Origin of the sequence: Caballeronia telluris, assembly GCF_001544495.1 — a bacterium.
GTDB classification, from domain to species: domain Bacteria; phylum Pseudomonadota; class Gammaproteobacteria; order Burkholderiales; family Burkholderiaceae; genus Caballeronia; species Caballeronia telluris.
This window is the reverse complement of record NZ_FCNZ02000017.1, coordinates 73,748-94,066: the sequence shown is the minus strand read 5'-3', so window position 1 is coordinate 94,066 and position 20,319 is coordinate 73,748. Positions and strand designations below refer to the sequence as shown.

General features: G+C 64.9%; 15 protein-coding genes and 2 tRNA genes. 8 read left to right on the top strand and 9 right to left on the bottom strand.

The window, feature by feature from the left end; genetic code table 11:
• Positions 1 to 54 precede the first annotated feature (54 nt).
• From AWB66_RS21510 to AWB66_RS21500, 4 genes are all read left to right on the top strand, one after another.
• Positions 55 to 1,089 (top strand): DUF1839 family protein, encoded by a 1,035-nt coding sequence (locus AWB66_RS21510; protein WP_087632199.1) that lies wholly within the window; start codon positions 55 to 57, stop codon positions 1,087 to 1,089.
• A 440-nt stretch (positions 1,090 to 1,529) separates the two neighbouring features.
• On the top strand, positions 1,530 to 1,703 hold the full coding sequence (locus AWB66_RS33745) for a hypothetical protein (protein WP_159462929.1): 174 nt from the start codon (positions 1,530 to 1,532) through the stop codon (positions 1,701 to 1,703).
• A gap of 266 nt (positions 1,704 to 1,969) precedes the next feature.
• Positions 1,970 to 2,713, top strand: coding sequence for a Crp/Fnr family transcriptional regulator (locus AWB66_RS21505; protein WP_087632198.1), 744 nt, complete (start codon positions 1,970 to 1,972; stop codon positions 2,711 to 2,713).
• Positions 2,714 to 2,757: 44 nt separating this feature from the next.
• Positions 2,758 to 4,173, top strand: a complete 1,416-nt coding sequence (locus AWB66_RS21500) for an undecaprenyl-phosphate glucose phosphotransferase (RefSeq protein ID WP_087632242.1) — start codon at positions 2,758 to 2,760, stop codon at positions 4,171 to 4,173.
• A gap of 94 nt (positions 4,174 to 4,267) precedes the next feature.
• Here the strand turns inward: AWB66_RS21500 and AWB66_RS21495 are convergent, their stop codons facing one another.
• The 7 genes from AWB66_RS21495 to rnr form a co-directional block, all read right to left on the bottom strand.
• Positions 4,268 to 4,516 carry a hypothetical protein gene (locus tag AWB66_RS21495; protein WP_087632197.1) on the bottom strand — a complete coding sequence of 83 codons (249 nt, stop codon included), beginning with the start codon at positions 4,514 to 4,516 and terminating at the stop codon, positions 4,268 to 4,270.
• Between the two features lie 196 nt (positions 4,517 to 4,712).
• Positions 4,713 to 5,903, bottom strand: coding sequence for a GAF domain-containing sensor histidine kinase (locus AWB66_RS21490; RefSeq protein WP_087632196.1), 1,191 nt, complete (start codon positions 5,901 to 5,903; stop codon positions 4,713 to 4,715).
• A gap of 192 nt (positions 5,904 to 6,095) precedes the next feature.
• A complete protein-coding gene (gene rpiA / locus AWB66_RS21485; protein WP_087632195.1) occupies positions 6,096 to 6,803 on the bottom strand; it encodes a ribose-5-phosphate isomerase RpiA in 708 nt (235 codons plus the stop codon).
• Between the two features lie 62 nt (positions 6,804 to 6,865).
• A complete protein-coding gene (locus AWB66_RS21480) occupies positions 6,866 to 7,258 on the bottom strand; it encodes a SirB2 family protein (protein ID WP_087632194.1) in 393 nt (130 codons plus the stop codon).
• 9 nt (positions 7,259 to 7,267) lie between these two features.
• Positions 7,268 to 8,095 (bottom strand): N-acetylmuramoyl-L-alanine amidase, encoded by an 828-nt coding sequence (locus tag AWB66_RS21475; protein WP_087632193.1) that lies wholly within the window; start codon positions 8,093 to 8,095, stop codon positions 7,268 to 7,270.
• A 7-nt stretch (positions 8,096 to 8,102) separates the two neighbouring features.
• Complete coding sequence (rlmB, locus tag AWB66_RS21470; protein ID WP_087632192.1) at positions 8,103 to 8,846, bottom strand: 23S rRNA (guanosine(2251)-2'-O)-methyltransferase RlmB; 744 nt, start codon at positions 8,844 to 8,846, stop codon at positions 8,103 to 8,105.
• A gap of 111 nt (positions 8,847 to 8,957) precedes the next feature.
• Positions 8,958 to 11,426 (bottom strand): ribonuclease R, encoded by a 2,469-nt coding sequence (rnr, locus tag AWB66_RS21465; RefSeq protein WP_087632191.1) that lies wholly within the window; start codon positions 11,424 to 11,426, stop codon positions 8,958 to 8,960.
• Between the two features lie 279 nt (positions 11,427 to 11,705).
• Here rnr and AWB66_RS21460 point away from each other — a divergent pair.
• Both AWB66_RS21460 and AWB66_RS21455 read left to right on the top strand, forming a co-directional pair.
• Positions 11,706 to 11,792: transfer RNA gene (locus AWB66_RS21460), tRNA-Leu, on the top strand.
• Positions 11,793 to 11,917: 125 nt separating this feature from the next.
• Positions 11,918 to 12,004, top strand: a tRNA-Leu gene (locus AWB66_RS21455).
• Between the two features lie 121 nt (positions 12,005 to 12,125).
• On the opposite strand, the gene AWB66_RS34415 is transcribed toward AWB66_RS21455, so the two are convergent.
• Together AWB66_RS34415 and AWB66_RS21445 are read right to left on the bottom strand one after the other, a co-directional pair.
• The gene (locus AWB66_RS34415; protein ID WP_235021188.1) at positions 12,126 to 14,255 is read right to left on the bottom strand and encodes an EAL domain-containing protein; all 2,130 of its coding nucleotides are present in this window, start codon (positions 14,253 to 14,255) and stop codon (positions 12,126 to 12,128) included.
• Positions 14,249 to 15,835, bottom strand: coding sequence for a methyl-accepting chemotaxis protein (locus AWB66_RS21445; RefSeq protein WP_087632240.1), 1,587 nt, complete (start codon positions 15,833 to 15,835; stop codon positions 14,249 to 14,251). The genes AWB66_RS34415 and AWB66_RS21445 overlap by 7 nt, the downstream gene beginning before the upstream one ends.
• 566 nt (positions 15,836 to 16,401) lie before the next feature.
• Here AWB66_RS21445 and AWB66_RS21440 point away from each other — a divergent pair.
• Together AWB66_RS21440 and AWB66_RS21435 are read left to right on the top strand one after the other, a co-directional pair.
• Positions 16,402 to 17,622 (top strand): MFS transporter, encoded by a 1,221-nt coding sequence (locus AWB66_RS21440; RefSeq protein ID WP_087632190.1) that lies wholly within the window; start codon positions 16,402 to 16,404, stop codon positions 17,620 to 17,622.
• A 190-nt stretch (positions 17,623 to 17,812) separates the two neighbouring features.
• A complete protein-coding gene (locus AWB66_RS21435) occupies positions 17,813 to 20,317 on the top strand; it encodes an acyl-CoA dehydrogenase (protein WP_087632189.1) in 2,505 nt (834 codons plus the stop codon).
• The last annotated feature ends 2 nt before the right edge of the window (positions 20,318 to 20,319 follow it).

The window sequence follows — 20,319 nt, the reverse complement described above, 5'->3', positions numbered from 1 at the left end:
GAACGTCGCGCACCACTGCATCGAACCTATGACGGTTCGCCTCGAGGTTACGGCATGAGCGCGTTCCATCTCACCGATGCATCCGGCTCCGGTCCGGACCGCGCGCGCGTCGTCAGTCTCGATTCGCTGAAGGTGCGCGCGCGTCGCCATCAAACGCATGCGCTGCATCGCGGCGAGCGCATCTGGCACGACACCGACTCTCACGTCGATCTCTGGATCGAGCTGCTCCACGGTTACGCCTTCGAGCCGCGTGCCGCGCTCGCCTTCACCGTCACGCAGGACTTCGAGGACGATCAGTTCACGCTGCCGCGCGTGCCGCTCGACGACATCGACAAGCTGTTCGGCTTGCAAGTGCAAGAGTTGTCGATCTTCGATTCGCTCGAAGAACGCGTGCTTACGCAGACGCGCCGCGCGAACACCGTGCTCATCGAAGTGGACGCATTTCATTTGCCCGATACGCGCTCGATCGCGTATCACCGCGCGCACGTGAAGACGACCATCGCCGTCGATACCATCGATCCCGACGCACGGCGTCTCGGCTATTTCCACAACACGGGCTACTACGTGCTCGCCGGCGACGACTACGATCACCTGCTGCATCGCCTGGACGCCGAAGGCGCGGCAAACGCGCTTTATCCGCATGTGGAATTCGTGAAGCAGGCACGCGAAGCGCTCACGGGCACCGCGCTCGCCGAAGCTTGCGCCGATACGCTTTGCGCGCATCTGCTGCGGCGTCCCGAGGGCAATCCGGTTGGCCGCTGGCGCGCGGCGTTTCCGGGTCACGTCGAAACGATGCTCGAGCGCGGCGAGCCCTACGCGCAGCAATATTCGTCCAACGTGATGCGGCAACTGGGATCGAACTTCGAGTTCCTGGCGCATTACCTCGGCTGGATGCGCAAGCAAGGCTTCGACATTCCCCACGAAGCGCGGTTGAGCGCGCAGAAGATCGCGAGCGAAGCGATGGTGCTGCAATGCAAGCTCGCGCGCGCGCTTTCACGGCAGCGGTGCGATCACTGCGAAGCGTCGTTCGACGTGCTCGAACGCGCGTACGAGCGTACGGTTCCGGTGCTCGCGGCAATCGTCTGCTAAATACTTCGGCGTCCGACGATTCATCCATGCTGCAAAGCCAGATCGCGCGCTTCTTCCGCACGGTCGTACGTACCGTCGGCAAGTGAAACATTTCCGCGCGCGCCGTATCGTCACACGCAAGCGAAGCGGCTCGCCCACGCGGGGTGCAGCGCGCAAACGTTGCCCGGCGCCCTGAAAAGCGGACCCGAATACGCCGGCTGGCCCGCTCATCCCCTGTCCGCGTGGTTCGGCGGCGCGCTTGTGTATGACGACATCTTCCTGCTGTAGCGCCCGTCGCACTGCACCGGTGCCCTCGGGCGAATCGTTTCCGACAAATCGCGTGATCCGGCGCAATGCGCCGCCCGGCGGGCCTTCGGCCCGGCCTGCAAGGCGCAGCGGGCGATTCAGGGCTGCGCGCCAGGCGACTGCGTTCGATAGCCCACGGAGCGGATGGAACACGGATGAATCATTTTTCAAACTCCCTACAAATGGAGGGGGCGATAAGGAGGGTGACCAAGGCGAGAGGCTTGTCGGGCGGTGGGACAAAAGCTGAAAAGCCCGCCTTGCGGACATTGACAGACAAAAATGAAGCGCAGCAAGCGACGATTCCTAAGACCAGCGATGTTCAAGACTGAAACAAAAACGCTTCGCTGCGCTGCGTCACAGAGGGTCTTTTCTAAACGGCCCCATGGTGGCATTGACGTTGCCCCGACTGGCACGGTCCTCGCTAAATGAGTGATGCAACCCGGCACGGCGCACAGAACAACACATCAAGCGACGGCCGCGTGGCTACGGGGCTGGCGATGAAAAGTTTGAGAAGCAGTCGCACCGACTTCTCGAACGATTTGCGCCAGTAAAAAAATAGTGAAGCGCACTGCGCGAAGTGACGAGAGAAAAAATCATGCTGACCCTTCAGTCCGACCTGCATGGAAACCATTTGCTGGGCGCGCTTCCGGCGCACGAATGGCAAGCACTAACACCGCACCTCGAACTCGTTCAACTTCGCACCGAACAGCTGCTGTGTGATTCGGGCCAGCGCATTCATCACGTTTATTTCCCCACCACCGCGATCATCTCGCTCCTGCATACGATGGAAGACGGCGGCTCCGTCGAGATCGCCGCAGTCGGCCGCGAAGGCATGACGGGCGTGCCGGTACTCACGGGCGGCGAAACGATGCCGACGCGCGTGCAGGTGCAATGCCCCGGCTTCGCATACCGGATGAGCGCGCAGGCACTGCGCGAACAGTTCGGCCGCTCCGACTTCCTGCGCCGCCTGATGCTGCTCTACATGCAGGCGCTGCTCACGCAAGTCGCACAGACGGCGGCCTGCAACCGGCATCACTCGCTCAACAAGCAGCTTTGCCGCTGGCTCCTGATCGAGATCGACCGCACGGCGTCGAACGAACTTCAGGTCACGCAGCAACTGATCGCGGACATGCTGGGCGTGCGCCGCGAAGGCGTGACCGAAGCGGCCGGCAAGCTGCACGATGCGGGCCTCATTCATCACAGCCGCGGCTGCATCAAGGTCGTCGATCGCGAAGGACTCGAAGCGCGTGCATGCGAATGCTACGGCCTCGTGAAGCGCGAATTCGACCGCCTGCTGCCGCGCTTGCGTGCGACCGAACCCTCGACCACGAGCGCCTGACAACAAGGGCGTGCCATGAGTGGCAAGCGGGGAGCAAGACCATGATGTTCAACCGGACTGCGCGGTGTCTCGACGTCGCGCTGATCGTCGCGGGCGGACTAATCGCCCATTCGATGCGCTTCTCGTCGTCGAGCGATTTCAGCGACGTCGAGAAGCTCCTGATCGCGTTCAATAGCGTGCTCGCGCTCTTGCTCTTTCCGAGCTTCGGCGTCTACGAGACGTGGCGCGGCAAGGCGTTGCCCGGCATGCTCGCACGCGTCGCGCTGGCGTGGATGGCGGTCGCCGCGACGAGCCTGCTCGTCGCCTTCACGCTGCACCGGATGGACGCGGTATCGCGCCTCTGGTTCGCCTATTCGACGATCATCGCGGGGGCGATGATCATCGCGTCGAAGTGCGTCGTGTATCTCGGCCTGCGCGTGATGCGAAGCCGCGGGCTGAACCAGCGCACGGTGGCGATCGTCGGCGCGCAGGGCTTCGCGCGCACGTTGCTCGCCCATCTGAACCGCACGCCGGGCCAGGGCTTCACGCCCGTGTGCCTGCTCGACACGAGCGGCAACGAAGCGCTGCACGCAAGCGGGATCAGCCGTGCCGGCGGCGCGGGCAACACGCGTGCGGGCCGCCTGCCGGTGCTCAACGACTTCGACGAGTTCGTCGCGAAGGTGCGTGCCGAAGGCATCAACGAAATCTGGCTCGCCTTGCCGCTCTCGGAAGAGCACACGATCTACCGCTTCGTTCACGCGATGCGCCATGACTTCGTGAACCTGCGCCTCATTCCGGACACGCGCAGCATGTCGCTCTTCAATCATTCGATGACCGACGTCGCGGGCCTGCCCACCATCAACCTGACGACATCGCCGGTCGGCACGCTGCAAATGTGGCCGAAGCTGCTGTTCGACCGCTGCTTCGCCGCCGCGGCGCTCACCGCGCTCGCGCCGCTCCTGATCTGCATCGCGATCGCGATCAAGGCGACCTCGAAGGGCCCGGTGCTGTTCACGCAATTTCGCAAGGGCGCGGACGGACGGCCGTTTCGCATCTACAAGTTCCGCTCGATGGCGCTGCATAAGGAGCAGGCGGGCCATGTGACGCAGGCCAAGCGCCACGATCCGCGCGTGACGAAGATCGGCGCATTCCTGCGGCGCACGAGCCTCGACGAACTGCCGCAGTTCCTGAACGTGCTGTTCGGACAGATGTCGGTGGTGGGTCCACGCCCGCATGCGATCGAACACGACGACCTCTACAAGGATCTCGTCTACGGCTACATGTTCCGCTACCGGATCAAGCCGGGCATCACCGGCTGGGCGCAGGTGAACGGCTATCGCGGTGCGACGACCAAGGTCGAGAAGATGGAGAGCCGCGTGAAGTTCGACCTCTTCTATATTCAAAACTGGTCGTTCTGGTTCGACATCAAGATCGTCGCGATCACGATGTTCAAGGGATTCGTCAGTCGCAACGCTTATTGAGGAGACCGGCGAGTCCGCCGAGCGTGGCAAGCGGACAAGCCCTCAGAAAAGAAAAGGCCCGGCAGCGTGTGCTGCCGGGCCTTTCTCATTGGCATTATGCGCGCCGGTCCTGCCTCGCTGAGTCGCTCCGCGCGAGCAGGCGGATTTCATAGAGCGCCGCGAGCATCGACAGATGCGCGCGCTCCGCCGCCGCTTCGTCCTTCGACATCCCGCCGCAAGTGCGCCCGCCCATGATCATGCCGAGGCACAGCGCATAGCTGCTCGCGAAGTCGGCCGGTGAAGGCTCCAGGAGTTTCAGCCGCTCGTAGGCCGTGTCGAGCGCGTAGCGGAGATCGGCGTGCATCGAATGGGGAATTCAGGATTGGCGGTTGTACGTCGGTTTCGAGCCCGGTTCGGGCACGGTTCGCAGCGTAGCGCCGCGAAGCCGCGCGCCTCCGTAGGCGTCGCCCCAAATTGCCTTTGCGTTGCAGCAAGAACAGTACCGGACCCTGTCCGCATGAAGCGGCGCGCGTCGCGCACGAAGACCGGACGACGAACCCTCAGCCGCAGATGCGCAGTCGCGCGACGAAACGCGTGCCCTCTTCCGCCGACGACGTGACGTCCAGCACGCCGCCATGCGCCTCGACGATGCGCGCGCAGATGTAGAGCCCGAGTCCGAGGCCGCCGCCCGGCCTGCTCGTCGCGGGACGCCAGTAGGGTTCGAAAACCTTCGACAGGTCGTCGGAGGGGATCGGCGTGCCGCCGTTCGTCACCGACAGCACGACGCAATCCCCGTCGAGCGCCGCCTCGACCACGACCGGTTCGTCGTGCGCGCCATGCGTGAGCGCGTTGCCGAGCAGATTCGACAGCAGTTGCTGCACGCGGCCGCGGTCGCAGAACACGCGCTGCGCGATCGAAATGTCCTCGCGCACCGTGCGGCCCGGATTGGCGTCCCGCAGCTCGGACACGACGTCGCAAAGCGCCGTGCGTAGATCGTCCTCGGGTCGAAGCGTCACGGCGATGCCCGCGCCCAGCCGGCCGCGCGCGAAATCGAGCACGTCGTCGATCAGGTGCGACATGCGGCGCGCGGTCGCCTGCAGGCGACGGCCAATGGAAACCGATTCCGGCTCGCGGCTCTTGCGCACGAGCAGTTCCGCACTCGCGGACACGGCGGCGAGCGGATTGCGCAGATCGTGGCCCAGCACCGCGATGAACTGCTCGCGCAGCTCTGCGGTCGCGCGTTCGTCGAAGAGCGCCGATTCCGCCGCGCGATGGCGCCCTTCGCTGTCCAGCTGCAGCGCGATCAGCTCGGCGAAGAGCGTGAACATCGTGACCGTGCGCGGGTCGGAGACGACGCGCGGACGCGGATCGATGGCGCACAGGTTGCCGAAATACTCGCCGTTCGGCAGCACGATCGGCACCGAGATATAGCTTTCGATGTTGTAGATGCGCGGCGTGTGGTGCGTGTTGTAGACGGGGTCCGTGCTCGCGTGATCGATCACGATCGGCAGGCGCGCCGCGCGGGCCTCGATGCACAGCGTGGTGTTGACGTCGAGCTGGCCGCCGGGCTTCAGCCCGAACTGGATGTCGTCCTGCACCGCGCAGGCGGTCCAGGTGCCGTCGGTCACGCGCGCGACGGCGGCGAAACCGAGGCCCGTGTTCTTGCAGATGACGCGCAGCATCGAAGGCACGGCGCTGATGCGGCTGATCGCCTCGACATCGCGTGCAATGGCTTCTTTGCTGTCATTCATCGTTGGCTGGGGAACAAGCGTTTGCGCGTGAGAGGTGTCCTGCAATGCTACCTCAACCCGCTGTTTTTTCGAGATTTTTTGGCGCGGCGCGCGCGCCGCCGGGGAGCGCCAGCGCACGTTCGGTGGACAAAAGTGACGCGCTCAACGGCGAAGAACCGCTGCGTTACCGCAGTGTCCGCTTAACTCAACGGCTCACGGATGTTGCGGATGTTGCACGTAGTCGATCCGCTCGACGCCCGTTTCCGTGCCGAGCAGGCACACGTTGGCGCCGCGCGCGGCGAAGAGGCCCACCGTCACCACGCCCGGCCACGCGTTGATCTGCGCTTCGAGCGCGCGGGGATCGGTAATCTGGAGGCCCTTCACGTCGATGATCTCGTTGCCGTTGTCGGTGATGAAAGGCGCGCCGTCTTGCTGCACGCGCACGACCGGCACCGCACCGAGCGCGGCCACGCGCCGGCCGATCGCGGTACGCGCCATCGGCACGACTTCGATCGGCAGCGGGAACTTGCCCATCACCGGCACGCGCTTCGTTGCATCCGCAATGCACACGAACACATCCGACACCGACGCCACGATCTTCTCGCGCGTGAGCGCCCCGCCGCCGCCCTTGATCATCGCGCCGCTTTCGTCGATCTCGTCGGCGCCGTCGACGTATACCGGCAGCGACTCGATCTCGTTCAGGTCGAACACCTTGAAGCCGTGCGATTCGAGCCGCGCCGTGGTCGCGAGCGAGCTCGACACCGCGCCGCGATAGCGCGCCTTCGACTTCGCGATTGCATCGATGAAACAATTTGCCGTCGAGCCGGTGCCGACGCCGATCACCGCCCCTTCGGGCACGTTCGCGTTCACGTAGTCGGCCGCGGCCTGGCCGACCAGTTGCTTGAGTTCGTCTTGAGTCATGGAAGTGGGACTGCGAGAGGGGAAAGCGTGATTTTAACGGACGAGCCGTGGTGCGACGCCGCTCAAAGCATGCGCAGGAAACCGAGCGGATCGTGCGAGCGCGCGACCGACGCGATGAAGGCGAAAGTGGCGAGCGCAAGCACGCCGGTGAACGCGCGCACGGCCTTCGTGCGGCCGCGCTTGAGCGCGAGCGTCCCGAGCACGATATAGACGACGAGCCCCGCGATTTTCGCCGAGAGCCAGGCCGCGTTCGCACCGAACCCGATGATCGCGACGAGCGCGATTGCGCTCAGCAGCAACGCGGTATCGACGACATGCGGGGCGATTTTGGTGACGCGCTTGTGAAGGAGCGGCGAGTCGAGCAGCATCCAGAGCCAGCGCACGAAAAAACTCGCGATGCTCAGTGCCGCGAAGGTCATGTGTACCGCGCGCAGCGGCAGAAAATAGTCGGACATGGCGTGGCTTTAGCGGAAGTATTTGTCGAGCAGCGCGGCGGCGATGGCGTCGCTTTCGGCGTCCGCGTCGCCGGCGTAGTCGCGCGGGCGGAAATGCATCTGGAATGCGCTGATGACGTGACGCGTCTTGTCGTCGAGGAGGCCGTCGGTCGCTACCGCGTAGCCGTAGCGATGCAGCTTGTCCTGCAGCGCCTTGACGTCCGTCGGCGCCTTGGGATCGCGACCGGCGAGATGGCGCGCGACGTCGGCCTCGTCCGGCCACGCGCCGACGCCCGCCTCGTACAGCGTGCGCCACGGAAAGAGCGGGCCGGGATCGATCTTGCGTTGCGGCGCGATGTCGCTATGGCCGACGACCCGCGTCGGCGGAATGCGATAGCGCGTGACGATGTCTTTCGACAGTCGCACGAGCGCGTCGACCTGCGCGCCCGGATAAGGCTGCCAGGTGCGGCCTTCGGGCGTATCGAGCGGACCAAGGTTCACGTTCTCGATGCCGATCGACGCCGCGTTCAGTTCCGTCGTGCCCTGCCATTCGCTGACGCCCGCGTGCCACGCGCGCTTTTCCTCGGGCACGAGCTGGTAGATCACGGGCTCGCCCTTTTCGGCCGCCGGCGCGTCCGGCACGACGTAATGCACGCTGACGTCCGGGCCGGTCAGGACTTCGATCGATCCCGCCTCGCCGATCTCCGTGTAGTGCATGACGAGAAAGCGCACGCGGGAGTCGGCGCTCGTCGCGTGATGGCTCGTGTCGGCGATGTAGCTGCCGCGGTCGATTCGGGTCACGGTGCAGGCACAAAGGAACGCGCAAAGGAGCGCGGCGGCGGCGAAACGGAACGTCATCGATGCGTTATTTCTTCACCGACCGCTGCCGCACCGCTTCGAACAGACACACGCCGCTCGCCACCGACACATTCAGACTCTCGACCGTCCCCGCCATCGGAATGTTCATGATCTCGTCGCAGGTTTCGCGCGTGAGGCGGCGCATGCCCTCGCCTTCCGCGCCGACCACGATCGCGATCGGACCGTCGAGCTTCGTGTCGTAGAGGCTCGCGCTCGCTTCGCCCGCCGTGCCGACCACCCACACGCCCGCGTCCTTCAGTTCGCGCAGCGCCCGCGCCAGGTTCGTCACGGTGATGTACGGCACGGTCTCGGCGGCGCCGCTCGCGACTTTCGCCGCCGTCGCGTTCAGGCCCGCCGAGCGGTCGCGCGGCGCAATCACCGCATGTGCGCCCGCCGCATCGGCGACGCGCAGGCACGCGCCGAGGTTGTGCGGATCGGTGACGCCGTCGAGCACGAGCAGAAGCGGCGTGCCCGAGACGCCGTCGAGCAACTCGGCGAGATTCTGCGCGAGCGGCATGTCGTTCGCGCGCGCGACGACACCCTGATGCCCGACGTTGCCCGCGAGGCCCCACAGACGCGATTCATCGGCGGCGATCAGACGCACGCCGGCTTCCTTCGCGGTGCGCAGGAAGTCCGTCATGCGGCGATCCTTGCGCGAGGGGTCGTACAACACTTCCTCGATCGTCGATGCATCTGCCCGAAGGCGCGCGGTGACCGCGTGAAAACCGTAGAGAACCTTGAGACGTGACATGACTCACCCAAACCTTTGAATAAAAAATCAAAACGCGGCCCGACGCGCTGTTCGCACATCGGGCCGCGCCGTATCGTTGATGACGCGCGAGGCCGGAAACGTATCGGCGCGTCAGCGCTTCTTGCGCGCCGCCCGGCCCGGTGACGCAGGCTTCGGCGCCGCGCCGTGCTTGCGCGCCGCGCCTGCGTCCTTGGTCGCCGCGAGCGCAGCCGAGCCGCGCTTGCTGCCGCCGCGCCGCCGCGTGCTGGGCGTCTCGTCGTCGCCGGAGAACGGCCGCACGCGCGGTCCGGCCAACGCAGCGCTTGCCGCGTGCTCGGGTGCGCCCGGTGCGATGCGTCCCGAGGGCGGCTTCACCGGCGTGTCGCGCACGAGCCGGAAGTCGATCTTGCGCGAGTCCAGATCGACGCGGCTCACCTGCACGCGCACGCGATCCGACATCCGGTAGCGGATGCCGGTGCGCTCGCCGCGCAGTTCGTTCTTGATCTCGTCGTACTGGAAGTAGTCCGAGCCGAGTTCGGTCACATGCACGAGCCCTTCGATAAAGAGCGAATCGAGCTGCACGAAGATGCCGAACGACGTTACGCCGTTCACCATCCCGCCGTATTCCTCGCCGAGCTTGTCGCGCATGAAATAGCACTTGAGCCACGCTTCGACGTCGCGCGAGGCTTCGTCGGCGCGCCGCTCGTTCGACGAGCAATGCAGGCCCAGTTCTTCCCAGATTGCGACGTTGTTGCGCGAGCGGCCGCGCGAGTCGTCATCGGCTTTGTGCATTTCGCGCGCGGCTTTCGTGAGGCCCGTGCTGAGCGAAATCTCGTGGCCGATCGACGGCTGGTACTTCTTGCCCTGCAGGATCGCGTAGATCGCGCGGTGCGTGAGCAGATCGGGATAGCGGCGAATCGGGCTCGTGAAGTGCGCGTACGCCTCGTAAGCGAGACCGAAGTGACCGATGTTGTCCGGACTGTAGACGGCCTGCTGCATCGAGCGCAGCACCATCGACTGGAGCATTTGCGCGTCGGGCCGGTCGCGGATCTGCGCCATCAGCGCGGCGTAATCGCTTGCGTGCGGTTTCTCGCCGCCCGTGAGCGTGAGACCGACGCCGCGCAGGAACGCGCGCAGGTTTTCGAGCTTTTCCGGCGTCGGGCCCGCGTGCACGCGATAGAGCCCCGGATGCTTGTTGCGCTTCAGGAAATCGGCGGCGCAGACGTTCGCCGCGAGCATGCATTCCTCGATCAGCCGATGCGCGTCGTTGCGATGACGCGGCACAATCTGCTCGATCTTGCCCTGCGCATTGACGACGATATACGTCTCGGTCGTGTCGAAGTCGATTGCGCCGCGCTTCTGGCGCGCAGCGTGCAGCGACTTGTAGACGCCGTAGAGATTCTGCAGGTGCGGCAGCAGATCGGCGCGACGGGCCGCTTCCGGTCCCTTCGTGTTGGTCAGCACGGCCGCGACTTCGGTGTACGTGAGACGCGCCGCCGAGTGCATCACGGCCGGATAGAACTGGTACGCCTTGATCTCGCCGCGCGCGGTGATGACCATGTCGCAGACGAGCACGCAGCGGTCCACCTGCGGATTCAACGAACACAACCCGTTCGAGAGCTTCTCCGGCAGCATCGGGATCACGCGGCGCGGGAAATACACCGACGTGCTGCGGTCGAGCGCATCGACGTCGAGCGCCTCGTTCGGGCGCACGTAATGCGAGACGTCCGCGATCGCCACCAGCAGGCGATAACCCGAGCCGCGGCCGACGGCCATCGGTTCGCAATAGACGGCGTCGTCGAAGTCGCGGGCGTCTTCGCCGTCGATCGTCACGAGCGGCACGTCGCGCAGATCCACGCGATGGCGGATGTCCGCGGGACGCACTTCGTCGGGCAGCTTCGCGGCGATGGCGAGCGCGGCATCGCTGAATTCGTGCGGCACGCCGTACTTGCGCACCGCGATTTCGATCTCCATGCCCGGATCGTCGATATCGCCGATCACTTCGACCACGCGGCCAATCGGCTGCGAATGGCGGCTCGGGAAATCGGTGAGTTCCACCGACACCACCTGCCCGACTTTCGCCTTCTTCGCGTTTTGCGTGATGAGGATGTCGTGGCCGATGCGCTTGTCTTCCGGCACGAGGATGAGCGCGCCGTTCTCGTTGATGAGCCGGCCGATGATGCGTTTGTTCGCGCGGTCCGTCACTTCGACGATGTGCCCTTCCGGCCGCCCGCGCCGGTCATAGCCGACGATGCGCGCGAGCACGCGGTCGTTGTGCATCACCTTCTGCATTTCGCCGTTGGGCAGGAAGAGATCGTCCTGGCCGTCGTCGCGAATCAGGAAGCCGAAGCCGTCGCGATGGCCCTGCACGCGGCCCGCCACGAAATTCGACGGATGAGTGAGCTGATAGTGACCGCGCTTGTCGAGGCGGATTTGCCCGTCGCGCTCCATGGCGCCCAGTCGCTTGAAAAATCCTTCGCGCTCCTGGCGCTTGATCGACAGCGCTTCGGCGATGTCGTTCGCGGCGAGCGGCGTTTCGCTCGTGCGCAACACGCCGAGAATTTCTTCGCGGCTCGGGATCGGATACGGATATTTGCTCAAGGGCTTATCGATGATTTCTTCTCGTTGGACTGGTTCTGGCAGCGGGATGGCTGGCCGGGCCTGAGCGGCCCTGTCTGACTGACTGATATCGGCGCGCCATGTTTGCGAGTCATTCTAACACCCGTCATCGGGCCATCATGGTAGGCGGTCAAGGCCACGCAGCAAGGCTCGCCGCCCCGGCGCAACGGTCGTTCGGGACCGTGCGGCCCGCGGTCTCAAAATGCTTGACAGTCCGATTGGACACGATATAATTGCGTTCTTTGCTGCACACGCACCCTTGCCCAGGTGGCGGAATTGGTAGACGCACCAGGTTCAGGTCCTGGCGGTGGCAACACCGTGGAGGTTCGAGTCCTCTCTTGGGCACCAGATGGTTTCGGAAGAGTAGCCTTCTGTTGGCTCGTTTGTTTGTGACGCGTTTGTGACGCGCATCGATGTGATGGGCGTGAATTGAGACACAACCCGCTAGAATAGCGGACTCGCTGTACCCCTTGGCCCAGGTGGCGGAATTGGTAGACGCACTAGGTTCAGGTCCTAGCGGTGGCAACACCGTGGAGGTTCGAGTCCTCTCCTGGGCACCAAGCACAGCAATGATGAAGGTCCGGTAGTTCGCGCAGTACGTCAAAAAGCCCGCCAATGCGGGCTTTTTTGTTTTTGTCGGGCGCTTTTCAACCCGGACCGAAGTCCGGGATCGCTTCCGGTTCACATCTTCGCGATCAGCTCGCGGCGGGCAGCCAGATACGCCTCGCTTTTCATTCCCGCGCCCAACGCGAGTTCGACCAGTTCGCTTCCAGCCTTCGTCCCACACGGCGACGCAAGCAGGATCGCTTCGTCGTCGATGCAGTACATCGGATACGCACAATCCCGGCATGACGCGCTCAATGCCTGTTTCATGCTGTGGTCGGCCTCGCAGCTGTCAGCGTGAAGCAGCGCCCGCGCTTCGCGAGAGACCACCGTATTGAGCTGCACGCTCTCCTCCCAGATCACGAGCCTCGCAAGCTTGCCCAGCCTTCCGCCCGGCGCCTTCGACTCAGGCAACTTCCGCCCGCGTATCCAGCCCGCGACGGCCTCGGCAGGCATCGGACGCGCGATCGCATAGCCTTGCGCGCGATCCGCATCGAGGATCACGAGCGCCTCGATCAGGTCCTCCTCTTCCACGCCCTCCACGGTCACCGACATCCCGAGCGAATGGCCGAGGCGCGTCAACTGATAGATGAAACGCAAGGCATCGAGGCTGTCCTGACCGTCGAGCCTGACGATGCTGCGATCGATCTTGAACGAATCGAACGGCAATTCGCGCAGCCGGTTCAGGCTGCTGTAGCCCACGCCGAGGTCGTCCTGCGCCAACTCGACGCCCAGGGACTTGAACCTCGCGATTTCGTCCAGAATGCGAATGCCGCGCGGCAGCTCTTCGCTCTCCAGAACCTCGAGCGTCAGCTTGTTCGGCACACAGCCGTATTTTTGCAGCGCCGCGCGGGTCGTCTCGACATAGCGCCGGTCCGTGAAGGCGGCCGGCGGAAGGTTGACCGAGATGCCCAGGTCGAGGCCGTCGCGCAGCCACTCGCTGCGTTGCCGCAGCGCCTGATCCAGACCGCCGGTGAAGAGGCCGAACAGATCTTCGTGCGACAGATTCGCCAGGAACTGGCCCGGCGCGAGCGTGGCGTCGCCGTCCTGGAGTCGCGCGAGCGCCTCGACCCCGCCGATCCGTCCGGTCCTGAGATCGACCAGCGGCTGGTAGTGCATCCGCAGACCGTCCGAGCGGATCAGGCCCGACAGCCGCTGCCGCACGGGATATGGCGTCGCCGCCGTGCTGCCGTCGAGCTGTTCGATCCTGCACACCACGAGTTCGAGCATCGTCTGCACGAGCGATAGAAAGTCGGCCTGATCCGCGCCCGCGAAGCCGCCGGGAAGCACGCCATAGACGATGAGAATCGCCCTCGGCTCGCGGGTCGCGCGCCGCACCGGGACGGTCGCCGCCGAGCGCAGACCCGCCGCCAGCGCAAACGGGCTGAACGGCGTCATCCGGACGTCGGTCGCCATGTTGATCACGCGATCGATCTCGCCGCGGCGCCACGAGTGGATAATCGGCCGGTCCGGCTGTCCGTCTGCATCGTCGCTGGCTGCGCCGACGTCGATCAAGGCGTCGGCATCCCTGAGGTATTGGCCGATGCGTCGATCGGATACGGCTTCGAATTGGAAGAGCCCGCGCGCGTCGGGACGGCCGACCGCGCAGCCCGCGATCTCGGCGTGTGCGCCCAGAATGCCGACGACGCCTTCGATCAGGTCCGTGTAGCAGCGGACTTCGGCCGTCACGCGCGCAATCGAGGCGATCACGTCGTGGCGCGCATCCTGCAGGAACCGGTACGCCTCCATCTGGAACGCGAGATCGCGCGTCAGACGGCGCATGAGCGCGTCGAGCGCTCCTCCCTGCAGCGCGGTATCGAATTCGCGTTGCAGCGCGTCGGCGAGAAGCGCATAGGCGTCGATCAGATCTTCGCGGTCGAGCCCCGCGATCGCGTGCATGCGCCCCGCCCGATGCGCGATGTCCCGATGGTTTTCCTGCGTCAGTTGAACGTTTGCCAGCGCGAGCAGATGGTGCATCTGCTGCTCCTTCACGCGCCGCGACTCGTCGACCGTAAGCGCTTCGAGCAGGCGCTTGGCTCGCGGCAGGCGCGCGAGCTCGACATGCAGTCGTTCGACGATGGCGGCGACGCGGGTTTGCAGGGCGTCGTGCAGCGCCGACAGCGTGGCTGCGCTCGCGTCGCAGTAAAGCTGCGCGTTTTCCTCGGCCGCCCGAGCGTCGTTTGCGGCGTATCGAGCGTACTTCAGCATGTGAGGGCGAGCGGCCGGCGCGCTGCGGGCAGGACGCCATCGCCGACCGGCAGATGGAACGTCGAGATGGCATCCGTCATGTTGACGGCCTGCTCCTCGAGCGATTGCGCCGCGGCCGCCGCCTGCTCGACCAGTGCCGCGTTCTGCTGCGTCACGGAATCGATCTGGCTGATCGCCTGATGCACCTGATCGATGCCCTGGCTCTGCTCGTGCGACGCGGACGAGATTTCGCCCACGATATCCGCGACCTGCTTGATCGCACGGATCACCTGCCCCATCAGGGTTCCCACCTCCGCAGCCTGTCGGGAGCCGTCGTTGACCAGCACGGTCGACGCGTCGATCAGGTCCTTGATCTCCTTGGCCGCCGCGGACGAGCGTTGCGCCAGCGCCCGCACTTCGCCCGCCACCACGGCGAAGCCGCGGCCCTGCTCGCCCGCGCGCGCGGCCTCGACCGCCGCGTTGAGCGCCAGAATGTTGGTCTGGAACGAAATGCCTTCGATCATCGTCGTGATGTCGGCGATCTTCCCGGAACTCTCGCTGATGTTGCCGATCGAGCGCATCATCGCCTGCATCGCGACATGGCTGTCGTCGGCCATGCCGCTTGCCGAAGTGGCGAGCGAATTGGCCTGGCGTGCGTTGTCGGCATTCTGCTTCACGGTCTGCGCGATCTCGGTCATGCTCGCGGCCGTTTCCTCGAGCGACGAAGCCTGTTCCTCCGTGCGCGCGGACAGGTCCATATTGCCCGCGGCGATCTCGCGCGCGGCCGTCGTCACCGATTCGCTCGACACCCGGATGCCACGTACGGTATCGGCCAGTTGCCGGCTCATGCGCTGCATCGCTTCGAGGAGCGGCGCGAACTCGCCGCGCGTGTCGACCACGATCCGGCCGTCCAGACGCCCGTCGGCGATTTCCTTCGCCACGCCGACCGATCGCGTCAGCGGCGTCGAGATTGCGCCGAACAGATACAGCGAGGTGCCGAGCATCAACATCCCGCCCATGCACAGCAGCGCCACCGTGATCCAGATCATCTGCCGCGAGGTGTTGGTGCTGTCCGCGACAAATCCACGGCTCTGGCGGACGTTCAGGTCGATGTCCTCGTCGAGCAGATCGCCCAGTGCGTTACCGGCGGGCAAGACGGAATTCCGCTGAAATTCGGTCGCTTCCTGATAGGCGCCTTTTTCGACGAGCGTCAATTGCTGATCGACCAACAGCTTGAATTTGCCGAGTTGGACCTGGATACGGTCGGCGACTGCGCGTTCGGCGTCGCTCGTAATGCCGGACGGGTAGTAGCTCGCCCACGTTGCATTCACCGTGCCTTCGAGCTTTCGGATCTTTTCGGGAATGTCCTTATCCTGCGTGGCCTGAAGTTGCCAAAGCAGGCGGCGAATCTGAGACTGGCTGATATGGACTCTCGAAAGCTGGGTCGTCGGAACCAGATTGCCCGAATAGGCGATCGACAGGTCGGCGCGCAGTTTGGAAATGGCGTCGATCCCGAAAAGGCCGATGACCAGCATCAGCGCCCCACAGATGCCGAACGAAAGAATGATCCGGAACCGGATCGTGTGTATGAAATGATTCATCTGATTATGCTCATTGATGGCGACAGCGATCATCCGCTCGCCAATGGAAACTCAACACTGTGAAAAAAAATGCGCATACGCCTCTCGGTGCGCATGCGCCGACCGGGACGCAGATTCGCCCGGACACTAGGAAACTCTAGGAAACGTCTTAGATTTATCTGATCTGGCCGCATGATATGCGCGCCGCCCCGAGCAACCTTGATGTAGATCAAGTTTTTGACTGTCCTCGTCCAATATCGACATTCCGAAGGCGGCGTTCCTTGACGAATCGCAAAACGGAACGCCGGCTGATCCGTCTGACGAGAGCCGAATTCTTTCATCGCGTTTAATCGAGCCGCATAAGCGCATTGAAATCGAATGCCAATTGTATTGATTATCGAATTTACGCATTTCGAATACCGAATCGAATATCGGGACCGCGAGCAGTTTATTAAACACCGGCGTACACTCGCCCGTGCCCGCCTCGCTCGGGCGCCCTGTGCGGCCGGTCCCCGCCGGATCACGGTTTCGCTTCTGCCGGCCGCATCGCTTTCCCATCAAATCGATTCGAACCGGAGACCACGGCGATGAGCTGGACGCGAGAACAGAGAAACGTAACGATTGCCGCCTATCTCGGCTGGACACTCGACGCCTTCGATTTTTTCCTGATGGTTTTCGTATTGAAGGACATAGCGGCCGAATTCAATACGAAAATCCCCGAGGTGGCCTTCGCGATCACGCTGACGCTCGCGATGCGCCCCATCGGCGCGCTGATCTTCGGGCGCCTCGCCGACAAGTTCGGCCGCCGTCCGACGCTGATGATCAACATCGCGTGCTATTCGCTGCTCGAACTGCTCTCGGGGTTGTCGCCGAACCTGCTGACGCTGCTCGTGTTGCGGTCGCTGTTCGGCATCGCGATGGGCGGCGAATGGGGCGTCGGCTCCGCGCTGACGATGGAAACCGTGCCGCCCAAATCGCGCGGTTTCGTCTCGGGGCTTTTGCAGGCCGGTTATCCGAGCGGCTATCTGCTCGCGTCGATCGTCTTCGGCGTGCTGTATCAGTATGTCGGCTGGCGCGGGATGTTCTTCATCGGCGTGGCGCCCGCGCTGCTCGTGCTCTACGTGCGCGCGCACGTGCCCGAGTCGCCCGCGTTCAAGGCGATGGAAAAGCAGCCGCGCCCCGGGCTCGTCAAGACGCTCAAGCAGAACTGGGCGCTCTCCGTCTACGCGATCGTGCTGATGACCGCGTTCAACTTCTTCTCGCACGGCACGCAGGATCTCTATCCGACGTTCCTGCGCGAGCAACATCATTTCGATCCGCACACGGTCTCCTTGATCACGATCACGCTGAACATCGGCGCGATCGTCGGCGGGCTCTTTTTCGGGGCGATGTCGGAGAAGATCGGGCGGCGCCGGGCGATCTTCATCGCGTCGCTGATCGCCTTGCCGGTGCTGCCGCTGTGGGCGTTCTCGAGCGGGCCGCTCGCGCTCGCGGCGGGCGCCTTCCTGATGCAGATTTCCGTTCAGGGCGCGTGGGGCGTGATTCCCGTGCACCTGAACGAGATTTCGCCCGACGAGATTCGCGCGACCTTCCCCGGCCTCGTCTATCAGTTGGGGAATCTGCTCGCGTCGGTGAACGCGACGATGCAGGCGTCGCTCGCGGTCAGCCACGACAATAATTACGGGATGGCGATGGCGATCGTCGCGGGGACGGTCGCGGTGGTGATCGCCGTGCTCATCCTGTTCAGCCGCGAGCGTCGTGGGGTCGACATGACGCAGTCGGCGCGGGGCGTGGGGGCGGCGACGTAGTTTGCCGCCGGTTCCGTGCGCGACGACCGAAAGGCGCCTCCGGGCGCCTTTTTCGCATTCTGGCGAGCGCCGGACGATCTAGAGGAAAGATTCGGTTCGCCCGTCCCGCCATCCTCGGGAACGCCCCCTGCTGCTCCAGCCCGCCTAATCTGTAGTAGAAACGACAAGACATCGCACAAGGGGGAACGTCATGGCAGCAGGTTTCGTGGTTGCGTTCATCGTCGTGAGTGGCGCGCTCGTGTACAGGCAGGCGAGCGCCATCGCCTGGCTCGCGTGGATGATCGTATGGGTGGCGCTCGGCTGGTTCGCGGGCATCACCGGTCCGGTCGTCACCGCGCTGCTCGCCGTGCTCTTCGTGGTTCCGGCGCTCGTGCTCGCCATCAAGCCGCTGCGGCGCGCACTCGTCAGCCAGCGCGTGCTGGGCGTGTTCCGCAAGATCCTGCCGGAGATGTCGCCGACCGAACGCGACGCCATCGAAGCCGGCACGGTCTGGTGGGACGCCGAACTCTTTTCCGGCCGCCCGCACTGGGATTCGCTGCTCGCGCACGGCCCGGCGACGCTCACCGCGGAAGAACAAAGCTTCATCGACCACGAATGCACGCGCCTCTGCGATCTCGCAAGCGACTGGGATACCACCGCCGTCTGGCAGGACCTCTCGTCCGAGACCTGGCGCTACATCAAGGAGAACGGCTTTCTCGGCATGATCATCCCGAAGCAGTATGGCGGCCGGCAGTTCTCCGCCTACGCCCATTCGCAGGTGATCATGAAGCTCGCGACGCGTTGCTCGGCCGCCGCCGTCTCCGTGATGGTGCCGAATTCGCTCGGCCCCGCCGAACTGCTCATGCACTACGGCACCGAGGAGCAGAAGAACCACTACCTCCCGCGCCTCGCCCGCGGCGACGACATTCCCTGCTTCGCGCTGACGAGCCCCTACGCCGGCTCGGACGCCGCCGCGATTCCCGACATCGGCGTCGTCTGCCGGGGCATCCACGAAGGGCGCGAGACGCTCGGCTTCAGGCTCACCTGGGACAAGCGCTACATCACGCTTGGTCCGGTCGCGACCGTGCTCGGTCTCGCATTCCGCGCGCTCGATCCCGACGGCCTGCTCGGCGAAGGCGACGAACCCGGCATCACCTGCGCGCTGATCCCGACGAACCATCCGGGCGTGAACATCGGCCGGCGCCACTGGCCGCTCAACGCCGTGTTCCAGAACGGCCCGAACTGGGGCCGCGACGTCTTCATCCCGATCGACTGGGTGATCGGCGGGCGCGCGCAGGTCGGCAACGGCTGGCGCATGCTGATGGAATGCCTTGCGGCGGGCCGCGCGATCTCGCTCCCGTCGTCGAACGTGGGGATGGCGAAGCTGGCCGTGCGCGGCACCGGCGCCTACGCTGCCGTGCGCCGTCAGTTCCGCACGCCCATCGGGCAATTCGAGGGCGTGCAGGAAGCGATGGGCCGCATGGGCGGCAATCTCTATGTGATGGATGCGGCGCGAAAACTCTCGGCGCAGGCGGTCGATCTCGGCGAGAAGCCTTCCGTGATTTCGGCGATCGCGAAGTATCACATCACCGAGCGCGCCCGCAAGGTCATCAACGACGGCATGGACGTGGTCGCCGGCAAGGGCATCTGCATGGGACCATCGAACTTTCTCGCGCGCGCCTATCAGCAGATTCCAATTTCGATCACCGTCGAAGGTGCGAACATTCTGACGCGCTGCCTCATCATCTTCGGACAGGGCGCGATCCGCTGCCATCCGTATGTGTTGAAGGAGATGGCCGCGACCCGCGAGCCCGATCACGCGAAGGCCGTGCGCGACTTCGACGACGCGTTCTTCGGCCACGCGAGCTTCGTCGCGTCGAATGCGATGCGCAGCCTCGTGTTCGCGTTCGGCGGCAGCGCGCTGATCCCGAGGCCCGTGCAGGCCGACACGCGCCTCGTCCCCTACTATCGCGCGGCGACGCGCCTGTCGAGCGCGTTCGCGCTGCTCGCCGACGTGTCGATGCTCGTGCTCGGCGGCGAACTGAAGCGCCGCGAGCGGCTGTCGGCGCGCCTCGGCGACGTGCTCTCCCAGCTTTACCTGATCTCGGCGACGCTCAAGCGTTTCCAGGACGACGGCCGTCCCGAAGCCGATCTGCCGCTCGTGCGCTGGGGCGTCCAGGACGCGTTGCAGCAAGCGCAGGTCGCGCTTTTAGGCGTGCTCGACAACTTCCCGCATCGCGCGACGGCGGGCCTCGTGCGCGCGCTCGTGTTTCCGTTCGGGCTGCCGTACCGCGCGCCGGGCGACGCGCTCGCGAGCGGCATCGCCGAATTGATACAGATCCCGGGCGAAGCGCGTGAGCGCCTGATCGCCGATTCCTACGCGCCGCCCGCCGACCTCGATCCGCTCGGCTACGGCGAACTCGTCTTCGCGCTCAGTCCGCGCTTCGACGCCATCGAGCGCAAGCTCCGTCCCGAGGTGAAGGCGGGGGCGCTCCGGCCGATGCCGCAAAGCCTGCCCGAGATCGACGCGTGGGCGGCAGAGGCCGAAGCGCGCGGCCTGATCGATGCCGGCCAGCGCCAGGTGCTCGTCGATTACGCGCGTTATGGCGCAGAACTCGTGAAGGTCGATGACTTCCCCGCCGATTTCGGTATGCTCGACGCATTGCTGAGGCGCAAGGAAGCGCTCGAGCGGGAACCGGAAGAGGTGCTTGCCTGAGA